This is a genomic window from Acinetobacter sp. ANC 3781 (assembly GCF_004331285.1).
Classification (GTDB): domain Bacteria; phylum Pseudomonadota; class Gammaproteobacteria; order Pseudomonadales; family Moraxellaceae; genus Acinetobacter.
Genome location: NZ_SJOH01000020.1, coordinates 52,825 through 78,812 on the forward strand (window position 1 = coordinate 52,825; position 25,988 = coordinate 78,812).

A 25,988-nucleotide genomic window follows, 5' to 3' on the forward strand; every position below is an offset into this window, starting at 1 on the left:
CATCCTTTGAAAGTTAAGCGGTTATCCATCATTATGGATCAGCTTAAAGCATCTAGATTAAATGCAACATGCGTAAAAAAGTTAAAGCAGTTATCTTTAATCCAGATAACTGCTTTTAAAAAAGCGAAGAAAAATAGATGGGGCAGCTATTCAATCATAGCGTTTTTAAAACGCACTCTCATATTATTGATTAAGTGATATTTCCTGCTGTTGTTTTACATATTCACGGGTCTTTTTGCTGTCGGGATAAAGGGCATTTTTAAGCAATAAACAACATGTCATGATCACCGCAGGAATGGAAATGATGGTAAAAATATCAGTGAAATTCAGCTGCTTTTCAACCAGCACGCCCATCAGCATGGTACCGGCAACTGCACCAAAACGGCCAATACCACACATCCATGAAACGCCTGTCGTCCTGGCTGCGGTTGGATAAAATTGTGCAGCAAGCACCGGCAGTGAAGACTGCGCAGTATTTTGCATCGTACCCGCCACAATTATCACAAAAATAAACACCCCTAAACCCATTTGTATGGATGGGCCAATGAAAGCCACAGCGATTGCAGTAATAAAAGTACAGAAGGCGATCACCAGATTGCCATTCAATCGGTCCATCAACCAGCCATTTACAATCGCACCTAAACCACCCAATGCAAATAAGCCGGAAACCAAAGATCCCAAATGCGTTGGCATCTGCGCTTCTTTAAACAGTACCGGCATCCAGTTAATAATAGCGTAGAAAATCATCAAGCCACAGAAGAAGCTGATCCAGAGCAACACGGTGCCCCATCCTAACTGCCAAGATAAAATAATCGCAATCGGATGTTTATTATTTCCGGCCGCGACATGTTCAGTGAGTACAAATTTTGAAACTTGCTGAGCCTGGCTATTAATCCGGCTCAGAATCTTTTGAATCATCTGTTGGGGCTTTTGCTTAAGTAATAAGTAGCGTACCGATTCCGGCAATAAAAATATCATTACTATAGACAAGAGCAACGGCACCCCGCCACTGAGCAATAGCATGGCTTTCCAGCCAAAATTGGGGATTAACCACGAAGCAATAAAGCCCCCTACAGCGGCACCTATCGGAAAACCACAATACATAGTGTTTACCATTGTGGCACGCTTCTGATCCGGGCAATACTCAGACAATAAAGTGACCGCATTCGGCATTGCCGCTCCCAGACCCAAACCAGTGATAAAACGCAGGATAATCAGTTGCTGTAAATTCTGTGCAAACACTGACAGAATGCAGATAAAAGAAAATAAAAAAACAGAAAAAATCAGCATTTTCTTACGCCCAATTTTATCGGCCAGTGGACCAAAAGCAATTGCACCAATCGCAGCACCCAGAAGCGCTGAACTTAATACTGGTACCAGTTGAGATTTATCGATGCCCCAGTCCTGCATTAGGCTGGGCGCAATATATCCCATCACAGCTGTATCCAGTCCATCGAAAAAGGCGACCAAGAATGTCATGATAAAAATCAGCCATTGCAGTTTTGACCACTCATTTTGATTAAAAAAATCCTGAACGTTCATATCCAATTCATCCTTGTTCATTTTTGCTTTTTCAAATCGACTTTTCCTGATCCATAGAAAAGCGTATTTCTAGAGGGTAACGGCAAAAATAATTCAAAAATGCAGGATTTCGATATATTAGATATGCTGAATTTAGATAAAAGCAATACAAATAGATTGCTCTACTGCAGCAGTAGAGCAACATGCGCTGAGGAATTCAGAAATTGTAAGATGGAACTGCATGACCTGAAAATGATTCATGCACAGTTTTTACTCTAAGTCCCATCAATTATTTCGGTAGGTTAAAAAACTGCTTTTATTTAAATTAGGTGTTTAAGCGGTAACGGACTGTTGCTGTTGATAGCGTACGGTTGCCTGAATAGCCAGGTTTGCCAGGATGACAAAAATCAACATCGAAATGGCCATATTCATGAGTGGACTCCAGATCAGGAAATTTAGAACCAAACCGCTGCTTAAGCCAAAGATAAACTGTAGTCCTCCCATTAAGGCACTTGCCGAACCTGCCTGACGCCCTTGTTGCGACATTGCCAAAGCTGTTGAATTTGGTGCAGTTAAACCAATCCCGGCAACAGCCATAAACAAGCCAATCATCACCAAAGCGAATCCTAAATGCGGGAATAGCCCGACGCATATTAATAGCAATGCCCCCATCAATTGAACCATCCCGCCGATACTTAAGCGTTGTACCACTGAAAAACGTTCAGCCAGTTTATGATTCATGGCCGATAAAATCATGCTGCCCAAGGCGTTAAAACCGAAAGCATAAGCAAACTGTTGCTGGCTTAATTGAAAACTGTCCATTAAGACTGTCGATGCCGCATTGATATAACAGAACAAAACCCCAAAACTAAAACAGCCTGCCAGCATAGGAAAAATATAACTGCGATCTTTTAAAATGCAGACATATAAAGAACCTGCCTGTTGAAAGGACAGCTTTAACCGTCGGTCTTCGGCCAAGGTTTCCTGAAAGCCAAAGATAACCCAGATTAAACTCACCACGCCTAAAGCAAACAGTGCGATAAAGATGGATTGCCAGCTAAAAAACACCAGCAACCATGCCCCGAGTGTGGGTGCCAAAATTGGTGCAATGCCCATCACCATCATCATGCTGGCAAAAGCTTTGGCTGCCGAGTTGGTCTGCATAACATCTCGAATGGCGGCACGCGCCAACACCAGGCCGACACAGCTGCCTAGGGCTTGCAGGACACGAACCAAAAACAGCGACCAGACATCATCCACATAAATACAGGCAATGCTGGCAATGATATGCAGACCCAGACCAAAAATGAGGGGCTTTTTACGTCCAATCCGGTCACTGATGGGACCATAAATGAGTTGTCCAACCGCAATCCCCAAAAAATAGGCAGGTAATGAATTGGACATCATCAGCGTACTTACCCCAAAATCCTTAGCCATTTCAGGCAAGGCGGGTAAATACATATCTGTTGATAACGGTGCGATTGCAGTCAAAATCGCGAGAAGTAAAATCCAACGAGTGGTATAAGCTTTTTTAGTTTCGATCGTATTCATCATTTTATCTTCATTTTTATCATCTTTGAACAGCGTTCTTCCTCGCTTAAAGCAGGATGCGCTTTAAGCTAAATGCTACCTAGGCAGTCGTTATTTTTAAATATGGGTGGTGTAAGGGAGATGAAAACCGAGTTCATTCCCTCGAAACTCGACTTAAGACTGGGTTAATAAAGTACGATTAAGTAAGCCCTGATCGGCTACAATGGTTTGACCAGTCATAACAATATTCTGTTTGGATGCCAAAAATGCGTATAGAGCGCCATAGTCATTAGCATCAGGAAGTTGCTGTAACAAACTGATGGACTGAAATAATCCGAGGAAAGCATCTTTTGGAATATCAGATTGTGTTTGATGATCAAGATTGAGACTTTTCGGACCCTTCAGTTCACTGTTACCAATGGCAGCGGGTGCCACAGCATTCACCCGGATATTCGGTGCAAACTCAAAAGCAAGTTGATTCACCAGACTGCGGATAGCTCCCTTACTTGCGCTATAAACAGCGCCACCGCCATCAGCAGCATACGCTGCTGTTGAGGTCGTCAAGACAATAGACCCTTTACTCTGTTCAAGTAAATCATGAAAAATATGTGCTGAAAGCAGATACCCTTTTACATTCACATTAAAAATTTCATTGAATAAAGCATCCAGGCGGGTACTGGTCATTTGTTTTAGAGGGACATTGCCATCAAAAATCCCCTGCGCGCCAATTAATGCATCAAGGCGACCATATTTTTCAACAATCGCATCTCGACACTGCTCTAAATCTGAAATTTGAGTGACATCACACTGAAGAATAAGGTGATCGCTTGGAAATTCTGTTTTCAGTTGCTTAATTTTTTCGCTCGATACATCGCTAATAATAACGGTTGCACCTTGATCCTGACAGTATTTTGCAATGCCTAAGCCTAAGCCTGAACCCGCACCGGTAACTAAAATAATGTGATCTTGTAGCAATGACATATTTTTCCTATCCTTCTTTAAATATAAAAAGAGCCATCCATGGACGACCCTTCTTTTGTGTACTGGGAATGATAAACGCTAACTTAAAATTTGGTTGGTGAATTGGCTGGCTTGGGTTTGTTCTTCATAAACATTGGGACGGAAACATTCAGGGTAAAACGGCCATCATTACTCACTGCATTTCTGGTTTCCAAATCCTTAGACCAACTGAGTCCTACAAATAGTCCTCGACCAAAATCCTTTAAAACCTGAACACCTAAACCCATCTGACGTGCCTTTGAATTGGTTGTGCCGTAATAAGCTGTGCCATTATTTTTATCTTCAGTCACTTGCTCTCGGATATAACCAATCGGTCCAGCTTGTAATCCTTCAATAAAATCAAATTTTTTCAAGACTGTGGCATCAAAAAACAATTCATCTCCAGAATCATATTTACTTGTATCATTTTCAAAATTATAAAAATAATGACTTTCTAATGAGATATTCCAGTCCTGGTTCATTAAGCTATAGCCAATACGCGGGTTAATTGACCAGTATTCACCTCCTGTATTTGTACTCCCTTCTTTCCAGAAACCTGTTGTAGTAATCACCCCTACACCTGAACTGATAAATTGTCCCGGACTTAAAGTCCAAGCAATATCAGCGAAATGTACATCAATATTTGCCAGAGCAGTTCGTGAATGCTTACCGGGTTCCCCTAGCATTGGATTACTGATTTTCTCTTCTGCCAGAATAAACGGTACCGCAAGCCAAGCACGGTAATCCCCGCCTAAAACCTGAAACCCGGGGGTATAAATAAAAATGGAAGTGGAAGCTGGTGCGTTTAAATCTAACCCCAGATTATCGCCATTATCATCCTTCAATGAGCCGGTTAAAAATTTGGTTGAACTGGTATAGTAAAGCCCGGGTGGTAAGGGTGCACTGAGTGGAATACCCATGGTATTCCCGGCTGGTGCTTGCGGTGCTGCTCCAGGCTCCAATGCCAAAACCGGCCCCGATAAAAATAACGCAATAGATAATGCCATTGTGCGTTTAACCGTTTTTAAAAACATAGCTGACTCCATTTAGCTGTTTACGTTTTTATAATTAATGGCTAAACAGTACGGGATGCCTGTATCGGTGCATAGAAGCTTATTCTTAAAACAGATATGCTTAATTTAGATAACACTTCAGTCAAATATAAGAAAATAATTAATATTAAATGATATCTTCACTTTCGATATTACAGAAACTGACATTCTGAAATATGCAGTAGCTGAGCAGCTTGGGATTAAGTTATGCGTTGATCATAGATTTCCTGCCAGACTGACAATCATTTAAGTTCTTTATCCACATAGACATCAACATATCAAACTGTCCGCTTGTCCCAAAGTCATCATAGCTACATAAAGTTCACCAATTCTCCCGGTTAAATGTCGCAATTCAGCAATAGGCATTCCCCAAGAAAGTTCTTTTTCAAACCAAGCAATAGCTCACCGAGAGATTTAATGATGTCGAATTGGCTTAAAGCCATATTTATTTTCCTGAGGTTAATCAATGATACATTTTATGAAGAATCCAAGTTTACATTTAATTCAGTTATAAATAGCTTGAAATTATACAAAATAAAAAAGCCCAACATCCTGTTGGGCTTTTTTACATATTTGATGCGTTGGTATAACTCCTGTCGTACCTGCATTCTCCGTTGCTGTCTTTTCTTATTCTTATTTGGAGCATCCTGCTCTCTATGTCCTTATCATATGAAATTTCCACTATCTGATATAGCAGCAAAGGACCGAGATTACTGTACGCTTTGGCTTACAAAACCGTCTAAATTTTATCCACAGAAAATATCTCCAATTTCTGCGGATAAATCCGGGACAGTTTTTAGCCGATCTCGTACGCATTTGCTCACATCAATCTCGGTCCTTTGCGGCTATCCGGAATACTGAAACTTTCCTATGATGAACTCATCAGGAACAGGATGTTCCAGGACATAAAACAATAATATTAAGTCTTAGAACGTGGAATGTGGGGATATAACGGCAACGGCAGTCACACCAAATCAATAAAAAACCCCGACAGGATGTTATTACATAAGATATTTAAAGAATGGCTTGTTCCTTTAAATATGAAATTGCAGCAAGAATATATGATGAATTAAACGTGACATCTGTGTATGTTGATGGAGATCTACTCCCTGTTTCTTTGAAAATCTTATAAAAATTATCAACTTCATCAGTACTTAATGGGCGAATATTATCTTTATTGTTGTGAATAAATAATTTTCATCCTCACTAAATATACTAAATAAGGTTGCATGCTTAATTTATTACGTTCGTTGCATAGATAGTAAAATAATCGCAGTCAATAAGGCTTGTTTAAAAGGCACATGCATCAAATAAGTTAATCGCACAATACTTCCTTGCTTGTTATTATAAAAAAATGGGAAACCTATCCTCTCAACAGGTTTCCCATCGATAAAATGTTTTAATCAGCTAAACTATATGCAACCACATAATCTCCATGATCAGGCGACTGACGCGCCCCACCAGCAGAAATGACCACATATTGCTTACCCGTTTTTGGTGAAATATAGCTGATTGGTGTACCTTGGCTACCCACAGGTAAACGCGCTTTCCATAGCTCTTCACCATTTGAAGAGTTAAATGCACGTAAGTAATAATCCTGCGTTGCTGCAAAGAACACTAAACCACCCTGTGTTGCCATTGGACCACCAATAGTTGGCATACCAATCGGTGCTTTTAAGCCCATCTTAATACCCATTGGACCTGTCTCTTCGACTGTACCCAAAGGAACCTGCCATGCAATTTGACGAGTTTTCATATCAATTGCGGTCATGGTGCCAAAAGGTGGTTTTTGACAAGGAATACTTAACGCTGACCAGAACCGGTTTTTGTTTACTTTGTATGGTGTATCTTTCATTGGCACAGCCCCCATACCTGTATTCACTTTTTCACCGCCATTGGCTTGAATGGCTAAATCTTCAGGCGTTTGCTTAATTAACTGAATCCAAAGTCCTAGACGCATGTCATTCACAAACATATAACGATGGGTTGGGTCAAATGCAATTGAACCCCAGTTCATACCGCCCAATGAACCTGGGAAGCTCAATGAAACATCAGTCCCTGGTGCAGTGAATAGGCCTTCATAACGCATCGATTTGAAATTAATACGACACATCAACTGATCAAATGGCGTTGCGCCCCACATGTCCGATTCGGTCAAAGTTTGATTACCAATCTGCGGCATTTCAACTGAACGTGGCTGAGTTGCGCTGTATTGCTCATCAGGAATATCAGCAGCTTTTACAGGCTGCTCAATGACTTTGGTCAAAGGTTTACCAGTAAGACGGTCTAGTACAAAGAACTGACCTGACTTGGTGCCAATCACAACGGCGGGCTTAGTCGAACCATCTTTCAGTGGGAAATCCACCAAACTTGGTTGCATAGGTAAATCAAAATCCCATAAATCATTATGTACTGTCTGATAGACCCACTTTTCTTTACCTGTAGTCGCATCTAGTGCCAATACCGAAGTATTGTATTTATGATCCAATGGCTGACGGTTTGCTCCCCAAAGGTCGACCGAAGAACTTCCCATCGGTAAAAACACGGTATTCATTTGTGGGTCATAAGACATTGCAGCCCATGAGTTGGCTGAACTACGCTTATAGGTTTCACCCGGTTTAAGTACATAGTTCGGATTTGCATTACGTGGATCGAAGGCCCAACGCAACTGACCTGTAATAATATCGTATGCACGAATTACACCACCTGGCATGTCTGCACCTACGTTATCGGCAATACGGCTGCCAATGACGATTGACGTACCTGCAATAGTCGGTGCTGAAGTGACTTCAAAACGCGGTGCTTTGGTGCCGTCACCTAAGCCTTCAAGCAAATTCACCGTCCCATCGACACCGAAGTCTTTACAACGCTCCCCTGTATCGGCATTCACTGCAATTAAACGACCATCAGGTGTATTGGTATAAACACGACGTGGACATGCGGTATTGGTTGCCACAGCAGTGACTGCGTTTGCACCGGCCAATGTTGGCTGTACCAAGGCTTGCGTCGAATCGAAATAAGCAACGCCACGGCATCGCTCCCAAGCATCGGCTTTAGAGTTGACTTCGGCTTTCCATATTTGTTTACCTGAGTCTGCATCCAGAGCAATCATGTTGTTATGCGGGGTACATAAAAATACTTTATTGCCGACCTGCAATGGCGTCATTTGATCTTCTGCACCATTACCCGAACCTGTGGTCATATCTCCCGTCCGGAAACGCCAAGCTTCCTTGAGTTTAGATACGTTATTACGGTTAATTTGATCAAGTGCGGCAAAACGGCTACCACCCGCATCACCACCATAGTGATCCCAATTGACCTGTTGTTTATTTGGCGCCACTGGTACAAGCGGTAATTCCTGACCAGAAGCTTCCACTGTTGGATGTGGAATAAACATACCGTACATACCACCCAACATGCCTAGAACAGTCAGTCCACCTACAACATAAGCAGGTGCAGACATTGCAATTTGTTGCTGATATTTACGAATAGATGGCAAGCTGAATAACACAGCAGCAAATAAACCTGCTGGAAACATTAAACGTGAATGCAGTGGCCAAAATTCCAGGCCAGTATCAATCAATGCCCAAATGACGGTGCCTACAAAGACTAAACTGAATAATCCAACCCCAAGGGCTTTTTTTCTAAAAATGAAAATCGATGAAACGATGATCACTAAGCCTGCAATAAAGAAGTACCAAGAGCCGCCTAAACTGATGAGCTTCACGCCACCAATTAAATAAAATAGGCCGGTTAGTAATAAAGCCAAACCTAATATAAAACACCATATTTTAAATATGGGTTGAGATTGCGCTTCGGACATATTTTTTACTCCAAATGCTGTGTTTTAAATGATCACTTCTGCTTCATTCTGAGGATCATTCACATCACATCTAAACTTTTGAGCCTTCACAATTGAATTGTTTCAGCAACGAAAAAGAGTGTTTAAATCTGGCGACCGTATTGCCTAAAATTTAAACACTCTTTTCACTTTATATACGATTAAAAATTCACCTTTACGCTAAGTCCAGCCACCCAAGCATCATCAACCTCCTTCACGCCAGAAGGTTGGTAGATATATTGCAGGTTAGGTCTGAGCATCACCGCAGGCGACCATTGGTAGGTGTAATTGAGTTCTACATTGAGTTCATCACGTTGAATCGGGACATAGTCATTCGCAACAGCATCGTAACTGTAATAACCACGCCCTTCGTTGGTGGCGATTTGCTTGTCTGTCGCACGATCATTCACCACATAGTTAGCTAAACCCAAGCCAATCGAATCATTGGGGCGACTGTCAAAAGGGCCTTTATACCAAAGTGCCAGCTGTTGTGTACTTTCTACAGCGGTCGTGTCTCGGTCATTGATGACCCCATTAAAACTAATATATAGGCCGCGTTTAGGATCAGACCCGCGTTGGGTCAGTTGTTGTTGAGCATTCAACCAGAAACTATATTTGCCATCATGGATTTCTCCTGATGTACCCACATCATTAGCTTCTGCTGTGGAATACAATGCACCTACTTTATATTCGCCCGGTAAAGCGTTAAATGTGGCAAGTTTAGGCTTCCATGCCAGTTCAACCGGAATCGTGGCTCCTTCAACATTGTCCATATCGAGGTTAAAGCCATCACGATCCGAGTCTGTTTTGACATTGTCTGGATTGACTTCATAGACCCCTACACCTAGCGACCAATCCGGTGCAAATTGATATTTGAGGTTTGTTCCCCATAAGCCGACAGGCCAGTTATACCAAATCGAACCGATGGATTTTCCAAGCTGTCCACCACACAAAAGTAAATTCTGAAATTCACATTGTGAGCTGTTAAAGTCATCGGACATGCCCATCCGACCAATCTTGAACTGGACACGGTTGTCATCAAATCCGGTTTTGATCCATGCTTGGGTTAAGCGCCAGATTTTGCCACGACCATAAATTTCCTGGCTGTTACCCAAAGTGCTGGCACGTGGATCTTTAATGCGTTCAAGCGTTAAGGCGTTACCATCTCGCTTGGTAATCATTAAGCCTGCTGTGGTATTTTCCCAACCTGCAATTTTGTTTAAATCAAAATTGGCACCTAAGGTCAACTGTGCAACATTGTCAAAACTTTTGTCTTCGTTATAACCGCCAGCCAGATTAGTGGCTGACTGGCTCATAATCGAAGCAGTAAATTTATAACCTTGATCTTCCAGTTGCTTCCGTTCACCGTTCCAATCACCGAATAACCATTGACGATCTGCCGAATAAAATTCATTGGCTGAAGCCAATTGGCAACCTAATAATGCCAATGACAATGTGACAAGTTTTAAAATAGGTGGTTTTAATAACTGTTCTTGCATAACCAAACATCCTTTTTGTTTAGAAAACTCAACTCAAGTGAGCTTTCCATGCAATTTTTATTATTTCACCCGAACAGCTGGGCTCAGTTCAGAAGTCGCGCCTAAATGGTCAGTGACATTGGCTGTCACATTGGCAACACTGTTTTCCACTTTCCACGTTGCTTGACCTTTACCTTGTGCATTGGTCGTGACAACTTGAGTACCTAAATACTGTTCTGCTTCTTGGCTATTCGCCTGACGATTGGCAAAGAACTCAACACGGTAACGTTGATTCGGTTGTGCCTGGACTTGAGCCATGACTTGACCTTTGCTATAGCTCAAACGTGGGGCTTGAATATTCTGGTTTGGTATCGCGTTACAGCCCTGTTCATTCGGCTGTGTACACGTTTTTTGCAGTTTCGCCGCTTCAATTACTACACCGCCACCACGAGAACCAACAAAATCTGCATGTTCTAAAGCTGGCACAGCAAAAACAATGGCACCTAAACGCTGATTGGGTACACATGAACCACCCGCTTCACAGCGTTTAATATCTTTAGCGTTATTCCAAATTAAATTTTTGGTCAGAGTTGTACGTGCATTGGCATCTTTTTCTGAACGAATGGCTATTCCTAAACGGTTACCATGAACTTTGTTGCTGTCAAAAATGTTGCCATCACCCGTAAGGTTAAAACCAATCGAGTTATTGGTCAGTTCGTTATAGGCGATGTAATTGCGCTTGCCCCAATTGATTTGTAAACCATCAGAGTAGTTTTCAAATTTGTTTCCTACTACAGCATTGTCATTGCCCCACAAGATTTCGATACCCTGCGACGGTTCTGGATTAGCTTTAGTTGAAGTAAACAGGTTGTTGGCCACAAGGTTAAATGCTGCACCACGGGTGAGCTCAAGACCATCACCGTTATCCACAAACAGATTGTTCAGAACTTTATTATTATTGGTGGTGGTTGAGGTCGGATTGCCCTTGCCATCATCACCGGTCAGCATTACGCCCGAACCACCATAGTTATTACTAATGCGGTTATGTTGAATCAAGTTATTGCTTGAACGGTTCACCAAAACGCCAATACAGAAACGACGAATATCGAGTCCTTTTAAAGTCACACCATTCACATCTTGCAAAACGAGACCAGGTAAAGTCGTGGTACGGACATTGGTGCCATACTGTTCAGGGTTTGCCCCCGGACATGCTTTAGCCCCCTCGCCTTTAATATAGTTTGAACCATCAATCGCAATAAACTCGCCCGTTTTGTCCCATTGCGCCCCGATGATTTTCACTGAGGACTTAATCGGCGGTAAAGGTTGATTCAGTTTTATCGCATAGGGTGCTTTACCCACAGCCTGGATTTGAATTTCATTTTCTTGTATCGCATTGCTATTGGATTGTTCAATCGCCCAACGCAGTGAACCCTTTGCACTATCGTCTTGATAGCGATCCACAATATATGTTTCTGCACTGGCAAAACCTGATGCCGCTAAGCTCAAAACCAATGTGGTTAAACGTAAGGTTGATGGTTTCATATTTAAAATCCTTTTCTATACTTGAAGATCAATAACACAGTGCATTAAGGGATCGGTTGTACTGTTTTCAGCAACTGTTTGAGTTGGGTTACATCAATTTGACCCGGCGCAGAGGCTTCCCCAATCATGCCGAAACTCAAACTGCCGCCCATATTGGCAGTCGCGACACGTGAAATTGTACCCAACTGTCCCATCGACATAGTCAGCAGTGGTTTTTGACTTTTTTGACTGACGGCCAGCGTGGCATTCATGAGGGTAAAGACATCTTGTTTTGACTTGGGCATCACCGCAATTTTAAGAATATCTGCGCCCATCTGATCTTGTTTCAGTAGGCGGTTTTCTATGTCCTGTTGCTCAGGTGTTTTGGCAAAATCATGATTCGACATGATCACCAACACTTTCTTGTCATGCGCCAACTTGGTTAATTTCGCTACACTTCCAGCATTGCGGAACATTTCGATATCCAGCAATTGCATAAATGGCTTTTTCAAATATTCATGATAAATCTTTTCATAGTCTTGGTCGGACACCGTCATTTTTCCACCTTCGTTATGGGTACGAATGGTGGCAATCAACGGTTTGTCTTTTAAAATTTGATTCAGCTGCTGACCCAGTGCAATCACTTTTTTACTCTCGGCAGAAAACTCCAGTAAGTCGATGCGAAACTCAGCCACATCTGCGTTTGGGTTGCTGGCAATCACTTGCGCTTGGGCAATCGCCTGCTCTGCTGTTTTTGCGGTAATCGGTACAATGGTTTTGACAGGTAAGTCACCAATATTGAGATTTTTCACCACATAATGTCGCGCACTTGATTGAACCGCTTCTGCTGCAAATGCTGGCATTTCCGCTAAAACAGCAGTGCTTAAGCAAAGTTGCATCGCAATTTTTTTAATCTTCATCATTACATTTCCTTGTATTTATAAACTTATTGCCTGACTTCTGTCGTCAGCAACAAATATACGTAGGATGGATGAAATGGGTCATGCCATCACCACGCCTAAACTTGAATCATTTCAACAAGAGCAATAATGAACTAGCTGCTCTTGCCAATTCCGACAATTAGATGTCTAAGAAAACTGTTTCGTCTTCGCCTTGCACACGAATATCAAAGCGATACACCACTTCACCATCACGCACTTCACGTTTTGCAATGAGCGTCTGACGACGAGGCGCCCATTCAATGCCTTTGAGTACAGGATCTTGTGCATTGGCTTCAGCTTCATCTTCAAAATACACCCGGGTATTCAGGCCAATATTAATCCCGCGAGCAAAGATGATCAGTGCAATATGCGGGGCTTGAGTTGTCCCTTTACGTCCCGGAACCGCACCCGGTTTAATGGTATTGAAACTCCAAAAACCAGTTTCGAAGTCAGCCCCTGTACGGCCCCAACCGAGGAAATTGGGATCGACTGCTTTGCCCTGAATATCGGCCGCACTTGGATAGACACCGTTGGCATCGGCCTGCCAGATTTCAATTAACACATCGCGTAACGGCAAACCCAGACCATCAAACACTTGACCTTCTAAGCGAATACGTTCGCCTAAAGTGTTGTCTTGAACTAACTGATTATTAAAATTGTTTTCAAACACTTCGATGTTGGCTTGTTGTGGCAACAAACCAATGTGTACATAAGGTCCACCTGTTTGAGATGGCGTTTCATGCAATTCCTGAAAATTCCAATGGTTCATGTTATTCTCCCTGAATTAAGTCAAATCATTTTCGAAATAAGTCGCACGACGACCACGTAAAGTGATGTCAAAGCGGTAACAACGGCTGTCTGCTTCAATGAAGTTGCTCTTGTCTTCAAGGGCAATCAGCGCGCGACGTTGTTGTTCCGAAGGAATGGTTTTAATAATCGGACACGAATCAATCAGCGTATCGCCTTCAAAATAGAACTGTGAAATAAGACGCTGCGCCCAACCATCGGCAAGTAAAGAAAAATGGATATGCGCAGGACGCCACTCATTAATGCGGTTACGCCAAGGGTATGGACCCGGCTTAATGGTACGGAACACAAAATAACCATTAGCATCAGTCATCATGCGACCACAGCCGCCAAAGTTCGGATCCATCGCACCAATAAACTGATCATTTGGATGACGATAACGGCCAGAAGCATTGGCTTGCCACACTTCGAGCAAGGCATTTTTGACCGGACGACCAAACTGGTCACGCACATAACCATGCACAATAATGCGCTCGCCGACCGGTAAACCTTCTTTGGCATAGTTCAAAATCAAATCATTATCTTTAGGCCCCAACTGCTCCGCACTAAACTGCGGTGAAGTCACTTCTGTTAAAGTTTCTGCAATTGAGATCAAGGCATTTTTTGGCGAGCGTAATACACTGGTTTTATAACCGGGTGCATATGCTGGCGGATGATCTTCGGTATTGCGTTGTGCATAAGCACCTAAAATAAGTTGTGACATGTGATGTCCCTCTTAATCTTGTTCCATTACTCTTGATTCGTTTGTTCTTGGCTGAGCTGCTGTTCACTCAGTTTTTGCGGGACAATGCCCAAATCTGCAAAAACCTCTTCTGCCATGTGCATAGCTGCATTAGCTGCAGGCAAACCGGCATACAGCGAACAATGCAAAATCAATTCTTTTAAATCGTCTTTGGTCACGCCATTATTAAAGCAAGCACGTAAATGCATCCGCAGTTCGTCTTCACGGCCCAATGCCAATAACACGGCAATGGTGACTAAGCTACGGGTGTGGCGTGGCATGCCTGGTCTAGACCAGACTTCGCCCCACGCAAAACGGCTAATAAAGTTTTGAAAGTCGGCATTAAAATCATTCAAGTTCTCAATTGAACGACCGACATGCTTTTCACCCAGTACTTCGGTGCGTACGGCGATTCCTTGTTTATAACGTTGTTCATCATTCATGGGAGAAATCTCAATTAAGTCGCATCGGTATGTGCAACCAGTGATTTAACAAAAATAGCGACTGCTGCTGCCGTTGCAGGAATTAACAACAGGCTTAAAATGGCAGTAAATGACCAGTCATTACCCAGTAAAACTGCGCCAATCCAAGCCCCAAATACCGCACCGAAACGACCAATCCCGGACATCCACGCCACGCCAGTTGCACGGCATTGGGTTGGATAAAAACGAGCACTCAATGCTGGCATAGCCGACTGTGCACCATTTATGGCAATACCTGCGCAAAGCACTAAAATGGCAAGTAATGTCGGGTTAGCTAAGCTTTGTCCTACGGCAAAAGCAAAGATCCCTGCGACAAAGTAGAAGCCTGCAATAATGCGGTTCGGGTTGAAACGGTCCATTGCCCAGCCAATAAATAAAGCACTGAGGACACCGCCAAACTGGAACAAACCACCGATAAATGCAGCACGTTCCATGCTTGCGCCAGTTTCACGCATTAAAGTTGGTAACCAACTGGTGAGCAGATAAATCATCACCAAACCCATGAAATAGGTCAGCCACAATAAAACCGTACCTTTGACATATTTCTGAGAGAACAGCATGCCAAACACACCTTTCTTCTCTGTACCTTCCGTTTTTTCTTCGGGTACATGAAACTCAGTTGCACCCTGTATTTTTTCAGGTGCAATACGAGTCAGAATTTTGCGGACTTTTTCGCTGTCACGACCTTTCACAATCAAGAAACGATATGATTCTGGCAGGAAGAAAATAACCAAAATCATCAAGATCAGTGGTAACCAACCGCCCAATAAAAATAAGCTGTGCCAACCAAAAGTTGGGATCAACCAACTACTGATGAAACCACCTGTTGCCATACCCAAGTTGTAACCACAGAACATGCAAGTGACGAGCAAAGAGCGAGAACGCTGTGGGCAATATTCAGAAAATAGCGTAGTCGCATTTGGCATGGCTGCACCCAAACCAATTCCGGTTAAGAAGCGCAAGACTACCAAGGTGTTCAGGTCAGTTGCATAGGCGGATGCAAGAGTAAAACCACCAAAAATTAGCATCGATACACTTAAAACAATCTTGCGTCCAAAGCGGTCAGCCGTCGGACCAGACACCAAAGCACCAATAATCATGCCGCCTAAGGCCGCACTCATGACTGGACCCAGTTGCGAGCGGTCAATCCCCCAGTCTTGTGCCAAGGCTGGAGCAATAAAACCCATTGCCGCAGTATCAATACCGTCAACAAAAACAATGAGAAAACATACAATTGCAATCAACCACTGATACTTGCTAATCGGTGCATCATTAATCAGTGCTTGTGCGTCTATACTCGTTTTTTGAGTAGCGTATTCCTGAGACGCCATACCTGCCTCCTTGGGCTGAAAGTCCTTTTAAAAATTCTTGAACTATTGAATTGATCCAATAAACTGACTGAGGGTTTGAGTAAACTGCTTGGGCTGCTCAATATTGGAAAGATGCGATGCATCTATCAACGCTAATTCACTATTTTGAATCTGTTGTTGCATATAGATGCCATCGGCCACTGTAGTGACCGGGTCAAACACCCCAGCGATGATCAAAGTCGGAACTGTAATCTGCTGAATTTCGGTGCTCAGATCCGCTTTTGCCAATGCTCGACAAGATTCTGCATATCCCAGCGCTGGCGTAGTGGCTAAAGACTGAATGGTGCGCTGTGCCAAAGTATTGTTTTGATAATCAAACTGTTCGCTAAACCAGCGTGCATGTGTAGTCGCTACCAGATCTACTAAGCCATTGGCCGTTACGGCATCGGCACGTGCACTCCACCCTTCTTCAGTCCAGATTTTAGCTGCTGAGTTCGCCACAGTTATGCTATGAAAACGATCTGCATGATGAATACCAAGCCATAAAGCGGCCATGCCGCCCATTGAAATCCCGCAGAAATGTGCTTTTTCAATGTTTAAACCGTTTAAAATATCAATTACATCTTCTGCAAGATTTTGTACAGTGGTCTGCTCAATTACATCGCTTTGACCGTGACCACGGGTGTCATAGGTCACTACTTTGAACTGTTGTTCGAAGGCAGCAACTTGTGGCTGCCACATGCCTTTATCTGTACCCAATGAATTTGAAAATACAATTACAGGTGCATCTTCTTGTCCGTTCACTTGTACAGCCAAGTGTTTGTCTTGACGATTGGTCATTGTGATATTCACATTGCCTCTCCCTTTGCTTCCTGCAAAACCGCATCAATCTGGTCTTGAATATTGCCTAGATAGGACGCTGGTTCAAAAATTACTGAAATCTGAGCTGCACTAAAATAGGCTGTGACTTGATCAAGTTCGCAGATAACCTCTTTTAAGTGAACGCCTTTTTCCACGGCTGTTTTACATGCAGCTTCCACCAGATGATGGGCCTGTAAACGCCCCATATGCGCTGCCAAAGCCATCATGACGGCTTCCGCCATGATCAAGCCTTGTGTACATTCCAAGTTGCGTTGCATATTTTCCGCATTGACTTGCATGCCTTGTAAAACGTCCAAAGTCCGCTCCAAAGCGCCTGCGCAAAGCTGGAAAATTTCAGGCAATGCCAGCCATTCTGCATGCCATCCACCTAAACTACGCTCATGCTCTTGCACCATGCTCTGGTACAAACTCGAGATCAACACAGGCACACGATTGGCCGCCGCCAAAACGGATGCCGCAGCGACAGGATTACGTTTATGCGGCATGGTCGATGACCCTCCACGCCCTTTTGCTGTGGGTTCAAAGATTTCAGCAATCTCTGTTTGCATCATCAACGACCAGTCACGCGCCATTTTGCCCAAACTACCGGTCACCATGGCTAAAACACTCGCAATCTCAACAATACGATCCCGCTCACCATGCCAGGTACAGGCTGGTACAGAAAGCTGCAACTGGGCTGCATAAGCATGAACCACTGCTGTACCTTGTGCCTGCAAGGAAGCCAGTGAACCAACCGCACCGCCTAATTGCACAGTAAAAACACGGGCTTTCATCGCTTCAATACGGGCCAAATCACGATGAAATGCCGAAGCCCAGCGTGCCAATTTATGCCCCAAAGTAATTGGTAAACCTTGCTGCAACCAGGTGCGTCCAATCATCACTTGTGAGCGATACTGTTCAGCTTGGGTCAATGCAGTGCGATAACATTGATGAATTAATGACTCAACCTGTTGCAGCGCAGCACGACATTGCAAAATACAAGCTGTATCTAAAATGTCCTGACTGGTTGCACCCCAATGCACATAACGCGCAGCCTCTTCATCGTTTTGTTTCACAATCGCAGTCAATTGCTTCACAAAAGGAATCGCGATATTTCCCGCCAAGCTTGTTGCAACGGCTAAAGTATCAAAATCAATCTGATCAATCGCAGTCTGCGCAATTTGAGAAATTGCGATTGCTGCAGATGCTGGAATGACACCAACCTGAGCCTGCGCTTGTGCCAAGGCTACTTCAGCCTCAATCATGTAAGACACCAACGCGCGATCACTGAAAATTTCAGTTACCTCGTTTTGGTAAAATAAGCTGGCATATAACTGGCTCATGATCGCTATCCTTAAATCTGCTTTAAACGCGCTGAATAATCATTGCAATGCCTTGACCGACACCAATACACATCGAACACAGAGCATACTTACCACTGGTTTGTTCTAATTGGTTTAAAGCCGTTGTCACCAATCGCGCCCCCGATGCGCCTAGTGGATGACCGATCGCAATCGCACCGCCATTTGGATTCACTTGGGTTGTGTCATCCGTTAGTCCAAGGTCACGCGTGACTGCAAGTGCTTGTGCCGCAAAAGCTTCATTCAGTTCAATCACATCCATCTGCTCGATGCTGAGATTGGCTTGTTTGAGCAGCTTTTTGATAGCAGGTGCAGGCGCAAAACCCATGATGCGCGGTTCTACACCCACTGCTGTTGAAGCAATGATTTTGGCACGTGGTTTGAGTTGATACTGTTCAACGGCTTGTTCTGAGGCAATCAGCACAGCAGCAGCACCGTCATTGATACCTGATGCATTCCCCGCAGTAACGGTGCCTCCTGCTGTCACCACGGGCTTGAGTTTTGCCAAACCTTGTAATGTTGTAGAGACACGCGGATGTTCATCAGTATCCACCACAATTGGATCACCTTTACGCTGTGGAATATTCACGGAGATGATTTCATGTTTAAAGAAGCCTTTTGCCTGAGCGACTGCTGTACGCTGTTGACTTGTCAAGGCAAAATGGTCTTGATCTGCACGATCAATATTAAATTGTTGTGCCACGTTTTCAGCAGTTTGCGGCATAGTGTCCACACCATACATCGCTTTCAGCTTTGGATTAATAAAACGCCAGCCCATGGTGGTGTCTTCAATCTTTTGGTTACGCGCATAAGCAGTTTCTGATTTGCCCATCACAAAAGGTGCACGGGACATACTCTCCACACCACCGGCAATGATCAGATTGGCCTCACCCGCTTTAATTGCACGGGCTGCCGTGGCAATTGCATCTAGGGATGAACCACATAAACGGTTCACAGTCGTGGCAGGAACTTCAACCGGTAAACCTGCAAGCAATGCTGACATACGGCCAACATTACGGTTATCCTCACCCGCTTGGTTGGCGCAGCCATAGATCACATCATCGACTTGCGTCCAATCCACGCTTGGATTGCGTTGCATCAGGGCTTGAATCGGCACTGCACCCAAGTCATCTGCACGTACTGGTGCGAGTCCACCTGCATAACGACCAAATGGAGTACGAATGGCATCGACGATATAAGCGTTTTTCATATTTCATTTCCCTTTGAATCTCCCTAACCCTTTCCTTTTAGGAGAGGGTTAGGGAGAGGTTCATTTATCCCTGCGTCGCATCCACCAGAGTGGCACCCGTCATCGCCTGCAATTCTGCAAAGCTCAAACCATCTACTTTCTCGATGACTTTAAGACCGTCTGCGGTCACATCAATCACACACAGGTCGGTGTAGATGCGGTCTACACATTTCAAACCTGTCGCTGGGTAGCTCAATTCAGCTACGATCTTCGGTTCACCTTGTTTGGTGACATGGTCGGTGGTGATAAAGACTTTCTTAGCACCAACGGCTAAGTCCATCGCACCGCCCACTGCAGGAATCGCAGCTGGTGCACCGGTATGCCAATTGGCTAAGTTACCATTCGCTGCCACTTGAAAGGCACCAAGGACTGCAATATCTAAGTGACCACCACGCATCATGGCAAAAGAGTCACCGTGATGGAAAAAGCTGCCACCTCGCAGCATGGTCACATATTCTTTACCTGCGTTGATCAGTTCAGGATCTTCTTGACCTTTTTCAGGTGGTGGACCAAAAGCCAACAATCCATTTTCAGAATGTAAGAACACATCTTTGTCTGAAGGGAGATAGCTGGCAATCTTGGTCGGCAAGCCAATGCCTAGATTGACATAAGCCCCCTCAGGAATATCTTGTGCCACACGTTCAGCGATTTGGTTACGGCTGAGTTTTTGATAGCTCATGATGTTCTCCCGATTACACAGCAACAGGTTCAGGCTGAACCTGCACCACGTGTTGCACAAAAATCCCAGGGGTAATAATATGCTCTGAGTTTAAAGCCCCTAGCTCCACCACTTCAGTAACTTGAGCAATGGTCACGTCTGCTGCCATCGCCATAATCGGGCCGAAGTTCCGTGCAGATTTACGGTAAATCAAATTGCCCCAACGATCGCCTTGCTGTGCTTTAATCAAAGCAAAGTTTGCTTTAATTGGATATTCCAAAACATAATCTTTACCGTCGATGTGACGGGTTTCTTTGCCTTCAGCCAATAAAGTGCCATAGCCGGTTGGGGTGAACACTGCACCTAGGCCCATACCAGCCGCTTGAATACGACAAGCCAAGTTGCCTTGTGGGACCAGTTCTAACTCAATTTTGCCTGCACGATAGAGTTCATCGAAAACCCAAGAGTCTGACTGACGCGGGAACGAACAGATAACTTTTTTAACAGCACCAGCTTTGAGTAATTTTGCCAGACCATAGTCACCATTGCCTGCATTGTTGCTGACAATCGTCAGATCTTTAATACCGAGTTGAATTAAGCCATCGATCAGTTCAACGGGCTGGCCTGCTGTTCCAAAACCACCGATCATGATGGTTGAGCCGTCGGTGATTTGGGAGAGCGCTTCCGTTAAGGTCGCTGCACTTTTATCTATCATTAGATAACTCCATTGTGCATCATGCAAATTTGAAAAGGCGACAAAACCTAACTTATACTTGAGAATGATTCAGCTAAAACAACATTCCCTAGCTTTTTAGTTCGATTCCCTTATCTGTACATTTTTTATAATTTCTCTGCTTTGAGCTAGATAGTAATTACACATTTTGTTCGATCATCGAACAATCTATCTGAATATCGAACAAAACTTGATTAAAATAGTCTGATTTCACGCTATAGTAAAAATATGCAGGTATAAAATGGAGAAAGAGGCGATATGAGTAAAGCAATACAGCACACCGAAAAGCAGCTGTACAATAAGGACAATAAAAAACTCATTCGGCACGAAGACTTTGTCGCTGGCATCAGTAAGGGCATGGCCATTCTGGACAGCTTTGGTACTGACCGACATCGTTTAAATATTTCTATGGCTGCAGAACGCACCGGCATGACACGGGCTGCTGCACGACGCCATTTACTCACCCTTGAATATTTAGGTTATTTAGAATCCGATGGTCACTATTTTTATTTAACCCCTAAAATTTTAAAGTTTTCAGGTGCTTATTTGGGTGGTGCACAGCTTCCCAAAGTTTCACAGTCTTTGCTGAATCTTCTGACCAATCAGACGTCCCTGATTTTTTCCGTCATGGTTTTGGATGGTTATGAGGCGATTACGATCGCTCGCAGTGCCGCACACCAACAAACGGATCGTGTTAATCCTTATGGCCTGCATCTAGGTAATCGCTTACCCGCGCATGCAACATCGGCAGGAAAAATTTTACTGGCTTATATAGATGACCAGGAGCAATATGAATGGCTAAATCAATATCCTTTACAGCGTCTAACCAAATATACACATACTAATAATGAATTTTTTCTAGAATTATTGCATGACATTAGAGAACAAGGTTGGTGCTATTCCTGTGAAGAACATGAACTTGGCGTACATGCACTCGCTGTGCCTATTTATGATCACAAGTCTAAAATAATTGCAGCATTAAATATTGTTTCACCAACTATACGAACAACAAAAGAATACTTAATCCAGAATATTCTACCCTTACTTCAGGAAACAGCTCGAGAACTGCGTAATATTTTATAATTTATCAATTAAAATTTAGTGGGATTTCAAATGCTAATCTAAGATTTCAAAAAGTAAGAATATTATCCCAATAAGGAGGGCTTCCAATTTCCTTTAATATAAAATCTAAAACGGTTCTCACCTTTTTTGAACGAATTCTGTTTTCAGGAGAAACTAAATGGATCCCAACAGCATAAGGTTCTACTGTGCAAAGCCATTGAGGGAGTAATTTAACCAATTTCTTGTTTTTAAAATAGTCTTCTTCAAAGATCCATGTAGGGAATAATATAATCCCCCTACTTTCCAATGCAGCTGAAACCAAAACTTCAGCATTGTTACTCTTTAAAGAACCTTGGGGTTCTATTTCAATAGGCTTGTCGAGTTCATCTTGGCGAAAGTACCATCTTTGACTCCCCGAAACGCCTTTATAAACAAGGCATTGATGTTTCTGAATATCTTGAGGTGTTTCAGGTGTCCCGTAGCGCTCAAGGTACTCAGGACTCGCACACAATACGTAAGTCTGATCACATACTTTTCTTGCGATCAGTGCTGAATCTTGCAGTGATCCAATCCGAATCGCAATATCGACACCTTCTTGCACAGGATCAATAAATATATCTGTCATGATTAGTTCCACTGAAAGTTCGGGATATACATCATGTAATTTATTAACGATACGAGATATATGTAATCTTCCTAGTGCCACTGCTGTATTAATACGGACTAAACCCCTTACATTTGAATTTTTCCCTGTGGCTTCTTCATTAGCAAAGTCTAGATTATCAAGTACATCCTTTATTTGAATGAAGTATTTTTCCCCTATTTCAGTAAGCCGAACAGATCGTGTATTACGATAAAAAAGCTGCTGTCCAATTTCTTGTTCAAGTTTAGATATAAATCTGGATACAGAAGAAGAGGGAATTTGAAAATGTTGTGCTGTCGCAGAAAAGCTACCTGTAGTCGCTACCATCACAAAGTAACGGAGTGCTTTTAACTGCATTTTTACTGTTCCTAGAAATAGATTTAAGAATTTAATTATTGTGATTATAGCAATTATGTTTTGAAAAAATGATCCATTGTAGCTTTTTTATAACTAAATATAATTCATTTTTTCTCTTCCCTTGGAAGTAATGTATGAAACAGTTATGGATTTTCCCATTAGTCTTTCTTGCTGGCATGGGGCTATCTATTGAAGCTGGTTTGCTAGGTCCACTTGGCGAAAAAATTGGTCATATCTGGGCCACATTAGGAATTTTTGCGTTAGGTTCCATTCTATTAACATTTGGTCTTATTTTTAGTCGCCCACAGCTTAGTCTTATGTTCAAAAAACCACGCTGGTTACTTGCAGGGGGAGTGTTAGGTCCAATATATGTAGTCTCTTTAACTGTAGCGACACCTCACATTGGCGTTGGTTTGACTATGGTAGGTATTTTATTTGGTCAAGTGGCGACTAGTCTTGTTATTGATCATTGGGGCTTATTAGGCAGTAATAAGCGAGCTGTAGACAAGTATCGTATCGGGGCACTCTTTGCCATTTTAGCTGCGTTGTGGCTTATTCAATAAGGAAGCTTCACCATGATTTATATAATGTTATTAGTTGTTATTTTTGGTGGAGCAGTATTATGTGCCCAATCATCAATTAATGGTCGTCTTGGCTCAGAAGTGGGGGTGTTAGAGAGTTCTTGGTTAACATTTGTGATGGGCACACTTGTTAGCTTCTTAATAGCATTCTTCTTTGAACCACATTATTCTTTGAATTTATTTACCGCTCCAAGATGGCAGCTAACAGGCGCATTTTTTGGTGTTGCCTATATGCTAATAGTTGTGTTTTCCATGCCTAGACTTGGTGCAGCTGCAACAACTGTTGCTGTAATAAGTGGACAGTTAGTAATGAGTTTATTAATTGATAATTTTGGCTGGTTTAATAATGCTGTTATCACTATGGATAGATCAAGAGTTGCGGCTCTTTTACTATTAACTATTGCACTATTTTGTATTTATAAAAGCAGTGCTATTGCTTTAGTTCAATCCAAGACAAATTAAAACTAAGAAAGGATTTTATTTTCACATCCATTTAATTTATGTTCACCTAAAGTCTACTTCATACTTTTTTTGAATAAATTTTGAAGAAAAATCGAGGCATAAAAATATTTACTTTATTGTATTCGATCGAATACAATAAAGTAAGAATAAAAGGAATCCTCATGATTGAAATTAAACGTCTACCTGAATTTGATGAATGGTTAGATGGCATTAAAGACAATATGACCCGTATTCGCTTGAATCGCAGATTAGATAAGGTTCAACGTGGAAATTGGGGAGACATTAAATCTCTCCAAGAAGGTGTTTGGGAGATGAGAGAGTTCTTCGGTTCTGGTTGGCGGATGTACTATATCCAACATGGTGACGTTGTGATTGTAATGCTTGGCGGTGGAGATAAATCTACACAGCAGCAAAATATTGATCGAGCACTCAAACTTTCAAAAACATTGGAGGATTAAAATGGTTAAAGTCGCTGATTTACCAAGTTTTGATATGGCGGAGTCACTCAAAACTGAAGAAGATATTGTGATGTATCTCAATATGGTTATTGAGGAAAATGATCCTGCCGAGTTAGCCCATGCACTTGGTGTAATTGCTAAAGCAAGAGGGATGACCCAAATTGCCAAAGAGGCAGGTATTGGACGTGAAGCTCTTTATAAAGCACTTCGCCAAGACTCTACACCTCGTTTCGATACTATTAATCGTGTAGTGAATGCTTTAGGTTTAAAACTTACAGTGCAACATGCTTAGAATTTAAAAAATTAGCAAAAATGGGAGTTTTAAGCTCCCATTTTTGACTTCGCATAACGTGTATTATGTTAATTTCAAAAATACTTAATAATCACTAAAATCCAGCAAGCATTGACTTAGCTTCGATATGTCCATTATCTGATGCCTTTTTTAGCCAATTCAGTGCCTGTCCTCGCTTCTTTTGTAATCCATTATCACCATTTAAATATTTTTTCCCAATATTGAATTGTGCCATTGCATTGCCATTATTAGCCGCCTTTAAATACCATGTATTTGATAATGCTGTACTTTGTGCTATTCCGTGACCATTGGCATAGATTGATCCAAGATCATATTGCGCGCCTGCATGTTCTTGAGCCGCTGCCTTGCTATACCATTCAAAAGCTTTGACATCATTTTTAGTTATACCCTCACCATAAGCATACATCATCCCAAGATCATATTGCGCGCCTGCATGTTCTTGAGCCGCTGCCTTGCTATACCATTCAAAAGCCTTCACATAACTTTGGGCTACTTTTTCACCGTAATAATATGCATCTCCTAGCTTATCTTGAGCAGGGACATCCCCTTGCTGGGCTATTTTTGAAGCTTTTGAAAATTATCTGTATTAGCAAATGCAGGATTCATAAATAGAGATAAAGTGAGGGGTAATAATATTTTTTTAGTGAATTCCATTATCAAATTTCTATTTTATTAAAGTGACAAAATTTTAGTATAGCTTTAAATCTTTTCTAGAATGACATTACTAAATTAATCAAATCTCTATTCATTTAACATAATGGCGCTTATACGAGTTGAAAAATGTAAGCCCAAAATAGAAATGTCCGGTTTCTCCAAAGTAAAAATGTCCGCTTTTAGAATATGCACTTTTGCAATTATCGAAGCGGACGGTTTGATATGTTGGTGTCTATGTCGGATAAAGAACTTAAACGATTGTCGGTCTTGCAAGAAATTTGTGATCAACGCATAACCCAGTCCCAGGCTGCTCAGCTACTGCATATTTCAGAACGTCAAATCAGACGCTTACTGCAAAAATACAAAGCTCAAGGCCCAGCTGCCTTAGCCCAT

Annotated in this window: 25 protein-coding genes; 6 read left to right on the plus strand and 19 right to left on the minus strand. The window is 42.5% G+C overall.

Features of this window, described 5'->3' with window-relative positions; all coding sequences use genetic code 11:
• Positions 1 to 183: 183 nt before the first annotated feature.
• From E0H89_RS13960 to E0H89_RS14045, 17 genes are all read right to left on the minus strand, one after another.
• Positions 184 to 1,542 (minus strand): MFS transporter, encoded by a 1,359-nt coding sequence (locus E0H89_RS13960; RefSeq protein WP_131217867.1) that lies wholly within the window; start codon positions 1,540 to 1,542, stop codon positions 184 to 186.
• Positions 1,543 to 1,854: 312 nt separating this feature from the next.
• Positions 1,855 to 3,072 (minus strand): multidrug effflux MFS transporter, encoded by a 1,218-nt coding sequence (locus E0H89_RS13965; protein ID WP_131217890.1) that lies wholly within the window; start codon positions 3,070 to 3,072, stop codon positions 1,855 to 1,857.
• A gap of 153 nt (positions 3,073 to 3,225) precedes the next feature.
• Positions 3,226 to 4,032 carry an SDR family oxidoreductase gene (locus E0H89_RS13970; RefSeq protein ID WP_171459174.1) on the minus strand — a complete coding sequence of 269 codons (807 nt, stop codon included), beginning with the start codon at positions 4,030 to 4,032 and terminating at the stop codon, positions 3,226 to 3,228.
• Positions 4,033 to 4,115: 83 nt separating this feature from the next.
• Entirely contained in the window at positions 4,116 to 5,084 is a 969-nt protein-coding gene (locus tag E0H89_RS13975; RefSeq protein WP_131217868.1) for a SphA family protein, read from the minus strand.
• Positions 5,085 to 6,501: 1,417 nt separating this feature from the next.
• On the minus strand, positions 6,502 to 8,925 hold the full coding sequence (locus tag E0H89_RS13985) for a glucose/quinate/shikimate family membrane-bound PQQ-dependent dehydrogenase (RefSeq protein WP_131217869.1): 2,424 nt from the start codon (positions 8,923 to 8,925) through the stop codon (positions 6,502 to 6,504).
• Positions 8,926 to 9,104: 179 nt separating this feature from the next.
• On the minus strand, positions 9,105 to 10,442 hold the full coding sequence (locus E0H89_RS13990; RefSeq protein ID WP_131217870.1) for a carbohydrate porin: 1,338 nt from the start codon (positions 10,440 to 10,442) through the stop codon (positions 9,105 to 9,107).
• Positions 10,443 to 10,502: 60 nt separating this feature from the next.
• Positions 10,503 to 11,963 (minus strand): NosD domain-containing protein, encoded by a 1,461-nt coding sequence (locus tag E0H89_RS13995; RefSeq protein ID WP_131217871.1) that lies wholly within the window; start codon positions 11,961 to 11,963, stop codon positions 10,503 to 10,505.
• Positions 11,964 to 12,007: 44 nt separating this feature from the next.
• Positions 12,008 to 12,865: a type I 3-dehydroquinate dehydratase gene (gene aroD / locus E0H89_RS14000; protein ID WP_131217872.1), complete on the minus strand. Its 858-nt coding sequence runs from the start codon at positions 12,863 to 12,865 to the stop codon at positions 12,008 to 12,010.
• Between the two features lie 157 nt (positions 12,866 to 13,022).
• Complete coding sequence (gene pcaG, locus E0H89_RS14005; protein ID WP_131217873.1) at positions 13,023 to 13,652, minus strand: protocatechuate 3,4-dioxygenase subunit alpha; 630 nt, start codon at positions 13,650 to 13,652, stop codon at positions 13,023 to 13,025.
• 15 nt (positions 13,653 to 13,667) lie between these two features.
• Positions 13,668 to 14,393 (minus strand): protocatechuate 3,4-dioxygenase subunit beta, encoded by a 726-nt coding sequence (gene pcaH, locus E0H89_RS14010; protein WP_131217874.1) that lies wholly within the window; start codon positions 14,391 to 14,393, stop codon positions 13,668 to 13,670.
• A 26-nt stretch (positions 14,394 to 14,419) separates the two neighbouring features.
• A complete protein-coding gene (gene pcaC / locus E0H89_RS14015; RefSeq protein ID WP_131217875.1) occupies positions 14,420 to 14,854 on the minus strand; it encodes a 4-carboxymuconolactone decarboxylase in 435 nt (144 codons plus the stop codon).
• A gap of 14 nt (positions 14,855 to 14,868) precedes the next feature.
• Positions 14,869 to 16,224: a 4-hydroxybenzoate transporter PcaK gene (pcaK, locus tag E0H89_RS14020; protein ID WP_131217876.1), complete on the minus strand. Its 1,356-nt coding sequence runs from the start codon at positions 16,222 to 16,224 to the stop codon at positions 14,869 to 14,871.
• Positions 16,225 to 16,266: 42 nt separating this feature from the next.
• Positions 16,267 to 17,043, minus strand: coding sequence for a 3-oxoadipate enol-lactonase (pcaD, locus tag E0H89_RS14025; RefSeq protein WP_165494060.1), 777 nt, complete (start codon positions 17,041 to 17,043; stop codon positions 16,267 to 16,269).
• Positions 17,044 to 17,051: 8 nt separating this feature from the next.
• Entirely contained in the window at positions 17,052 to 18,407 is a 1,356-nt protein-coding gene (pcaB, locus tag E0H89_RS14030; RefSeq protein ID WP_131217878.1) for a 3-carboxy-cis,cis-muconate cycloisomerase, read from the minus strand.
• 22 nt (positions 18,408 to 18,429) lie between these two features.
• Positions 18,430 to 19,635 carry a 3-oxoadipyl-CoA thiolase gene (gene pcaF, locus E0H89_RS14035; RefSeq protein ID WP_131217879.1) on the minus strand — a complete coding sequence of 402 codons (1,206 nt, stop codon included), beginning with the start codon at positions 19,633 to 19,635 and terminating at the stop codon, positions 18,430 to 18,432.
• 64 nt (positions 19,636 to 19,699) lie between these two features.
• Positions 19,700 to 20,353 (minus strand): 3-oxoacid CoA-transferase subunit B, encoded by a 654-nt coding sequence (locus E0H89_RS14040; protein WP_131217880.1) that lies wholly within the window; start codon positions 20,351 to 20,353, stop codon positions 19,700 to 19,702.
• A 13-nt stretch (positions 20,354 to 20,366) separates the two neighbouring features.
• A complete protein-coding gene (locus E0H89_RS14045) occupies positions 20,367 to 21,047 on the minus strand; it encodes a 3-oxoacid CoA-transferase subunit A (RefSeq protein WP_131217881.1) in 681 nt (226 codons plus the stop codon).
• Between the two features lie 276 nt (positions 21,048 to 21,323).
• Here E0H89_RS14045 and pcaU point away from each other — a divergent pair, with 276 nt between their 5' ends.
• The gene (gene pcaU, locus E0H89_RS14050; protein ID WP_131217882.1) at positions 21,324 to 22,148 is read left to right on the plus strand and encodes an IclR family transcriptional regulator PcaU; all 825 of its coding nucleotides are present in this window, start codon (positions 21,324 to 21,326) and stop codon (positions 22,146 to 22,148) included.
• Between the two features lie 46 nt (positions 22,149 to 22,194).
• Here the strand turns inward: pcaU and E0H89_RS14055 are convergent, their stop codons facing one another.
• Positions 22,195 to 23,127, minus strand: a complete 933-nt coding sequence (locus E0H89_RS14055) for a LysR family transcriptional regulator (RefSeq protein ID WP_131217883.1) — start codon at positions 23,125 to 23,127, stop codon at positions 22,195 to 22,197.
• A 134-nt stretch (positions 23,128 to 23,261) separates the two neighbouring features.
• Here E0H89_RS14055 and E0H89_RS14060 point away from each other — a divergent pair, with 134 nt between their 5' ends.
• The 4 genes from E0H89_RS14060 (at position 23,262) to E0H89_RS14075 (ending at position 24,920) form a co-directional block, all read left to right on the plus strand.
• Positions 23,262 to 23,690, plus strand: coding sequence for a DMT family transporter (locus tag E0H89_RS14060; protein ID WP_131217884.1), 429 nt, complete (start codon positions 23,262 to 23,264; stop codon positions 23,688 to 23,690).
• 24 nt (positions 23,691 to 23,714) lie between these two features.
• Positions 23,715 to 24,170, plus strand: a complete 456-nt coding sequence (locus E0H89_RS14065) for a DMT family transporter (RefSeq protein ID WP_502698413.1) — start codon at positions 23,715 to 23,717, stop codon at positions 24,168 to 24,170.
• A 161-nt stretch (positions 24,171 to 24,331) separates the two neighbouring features.
• Positions 24,332 to 24,628, plus strand: a complete 297-nt coding sequence (locus E0H89_RS14070; RefSeq protein ID WP_131217886.1) for a type II toxin-antitoxin system RelE/ParE family toxin — start codon at positions 24,332 to 24,334, stop codon at positions 24,626 to 24,628.
• A gap of 1 nt (position 24,629) precedes the next feature.
• Positions 24,630 to 24,920, plus strand: coding sequence for an addiction module antidote protein (locus E0H89_RS14075; protein WP_131217887.1), 291 nt, complete (start codon positions 24,630 to 24,632; stop codon positions 24,918 to 24,920).
• Positions 24,921 to 25,014: 94 nt separating this feature from the next.
• Here the strand turns inward: E0H89_RS14075 and E0H89_RS14080 are convergent, their stop codons facing one another.
• A complete protein-coding gene (locus tag E0H89_RS14080; RefSeq protein ID WP_284702748.1) occupies positions 25,015 to 25,500 on the minus strand; it encodes a tetratricopeptide repeat protein in 486 nt (161 codons plus the stop codon).
• Positions 25,501 to 25,829: 329 nt separating this feature from the next.
• Here E0H89_RS14080 and E0H89_RS14090 point away from each other — a divergent pair.
• Positions 25,830 to 25,988, plus strand: a 159-nt coding sequence (locus E0H89_RS14090) for a helix-turn-helix domain-containing protein (protein ID WP_016805756.1), incomplete at its 3' end; no start/stop codon positions are given.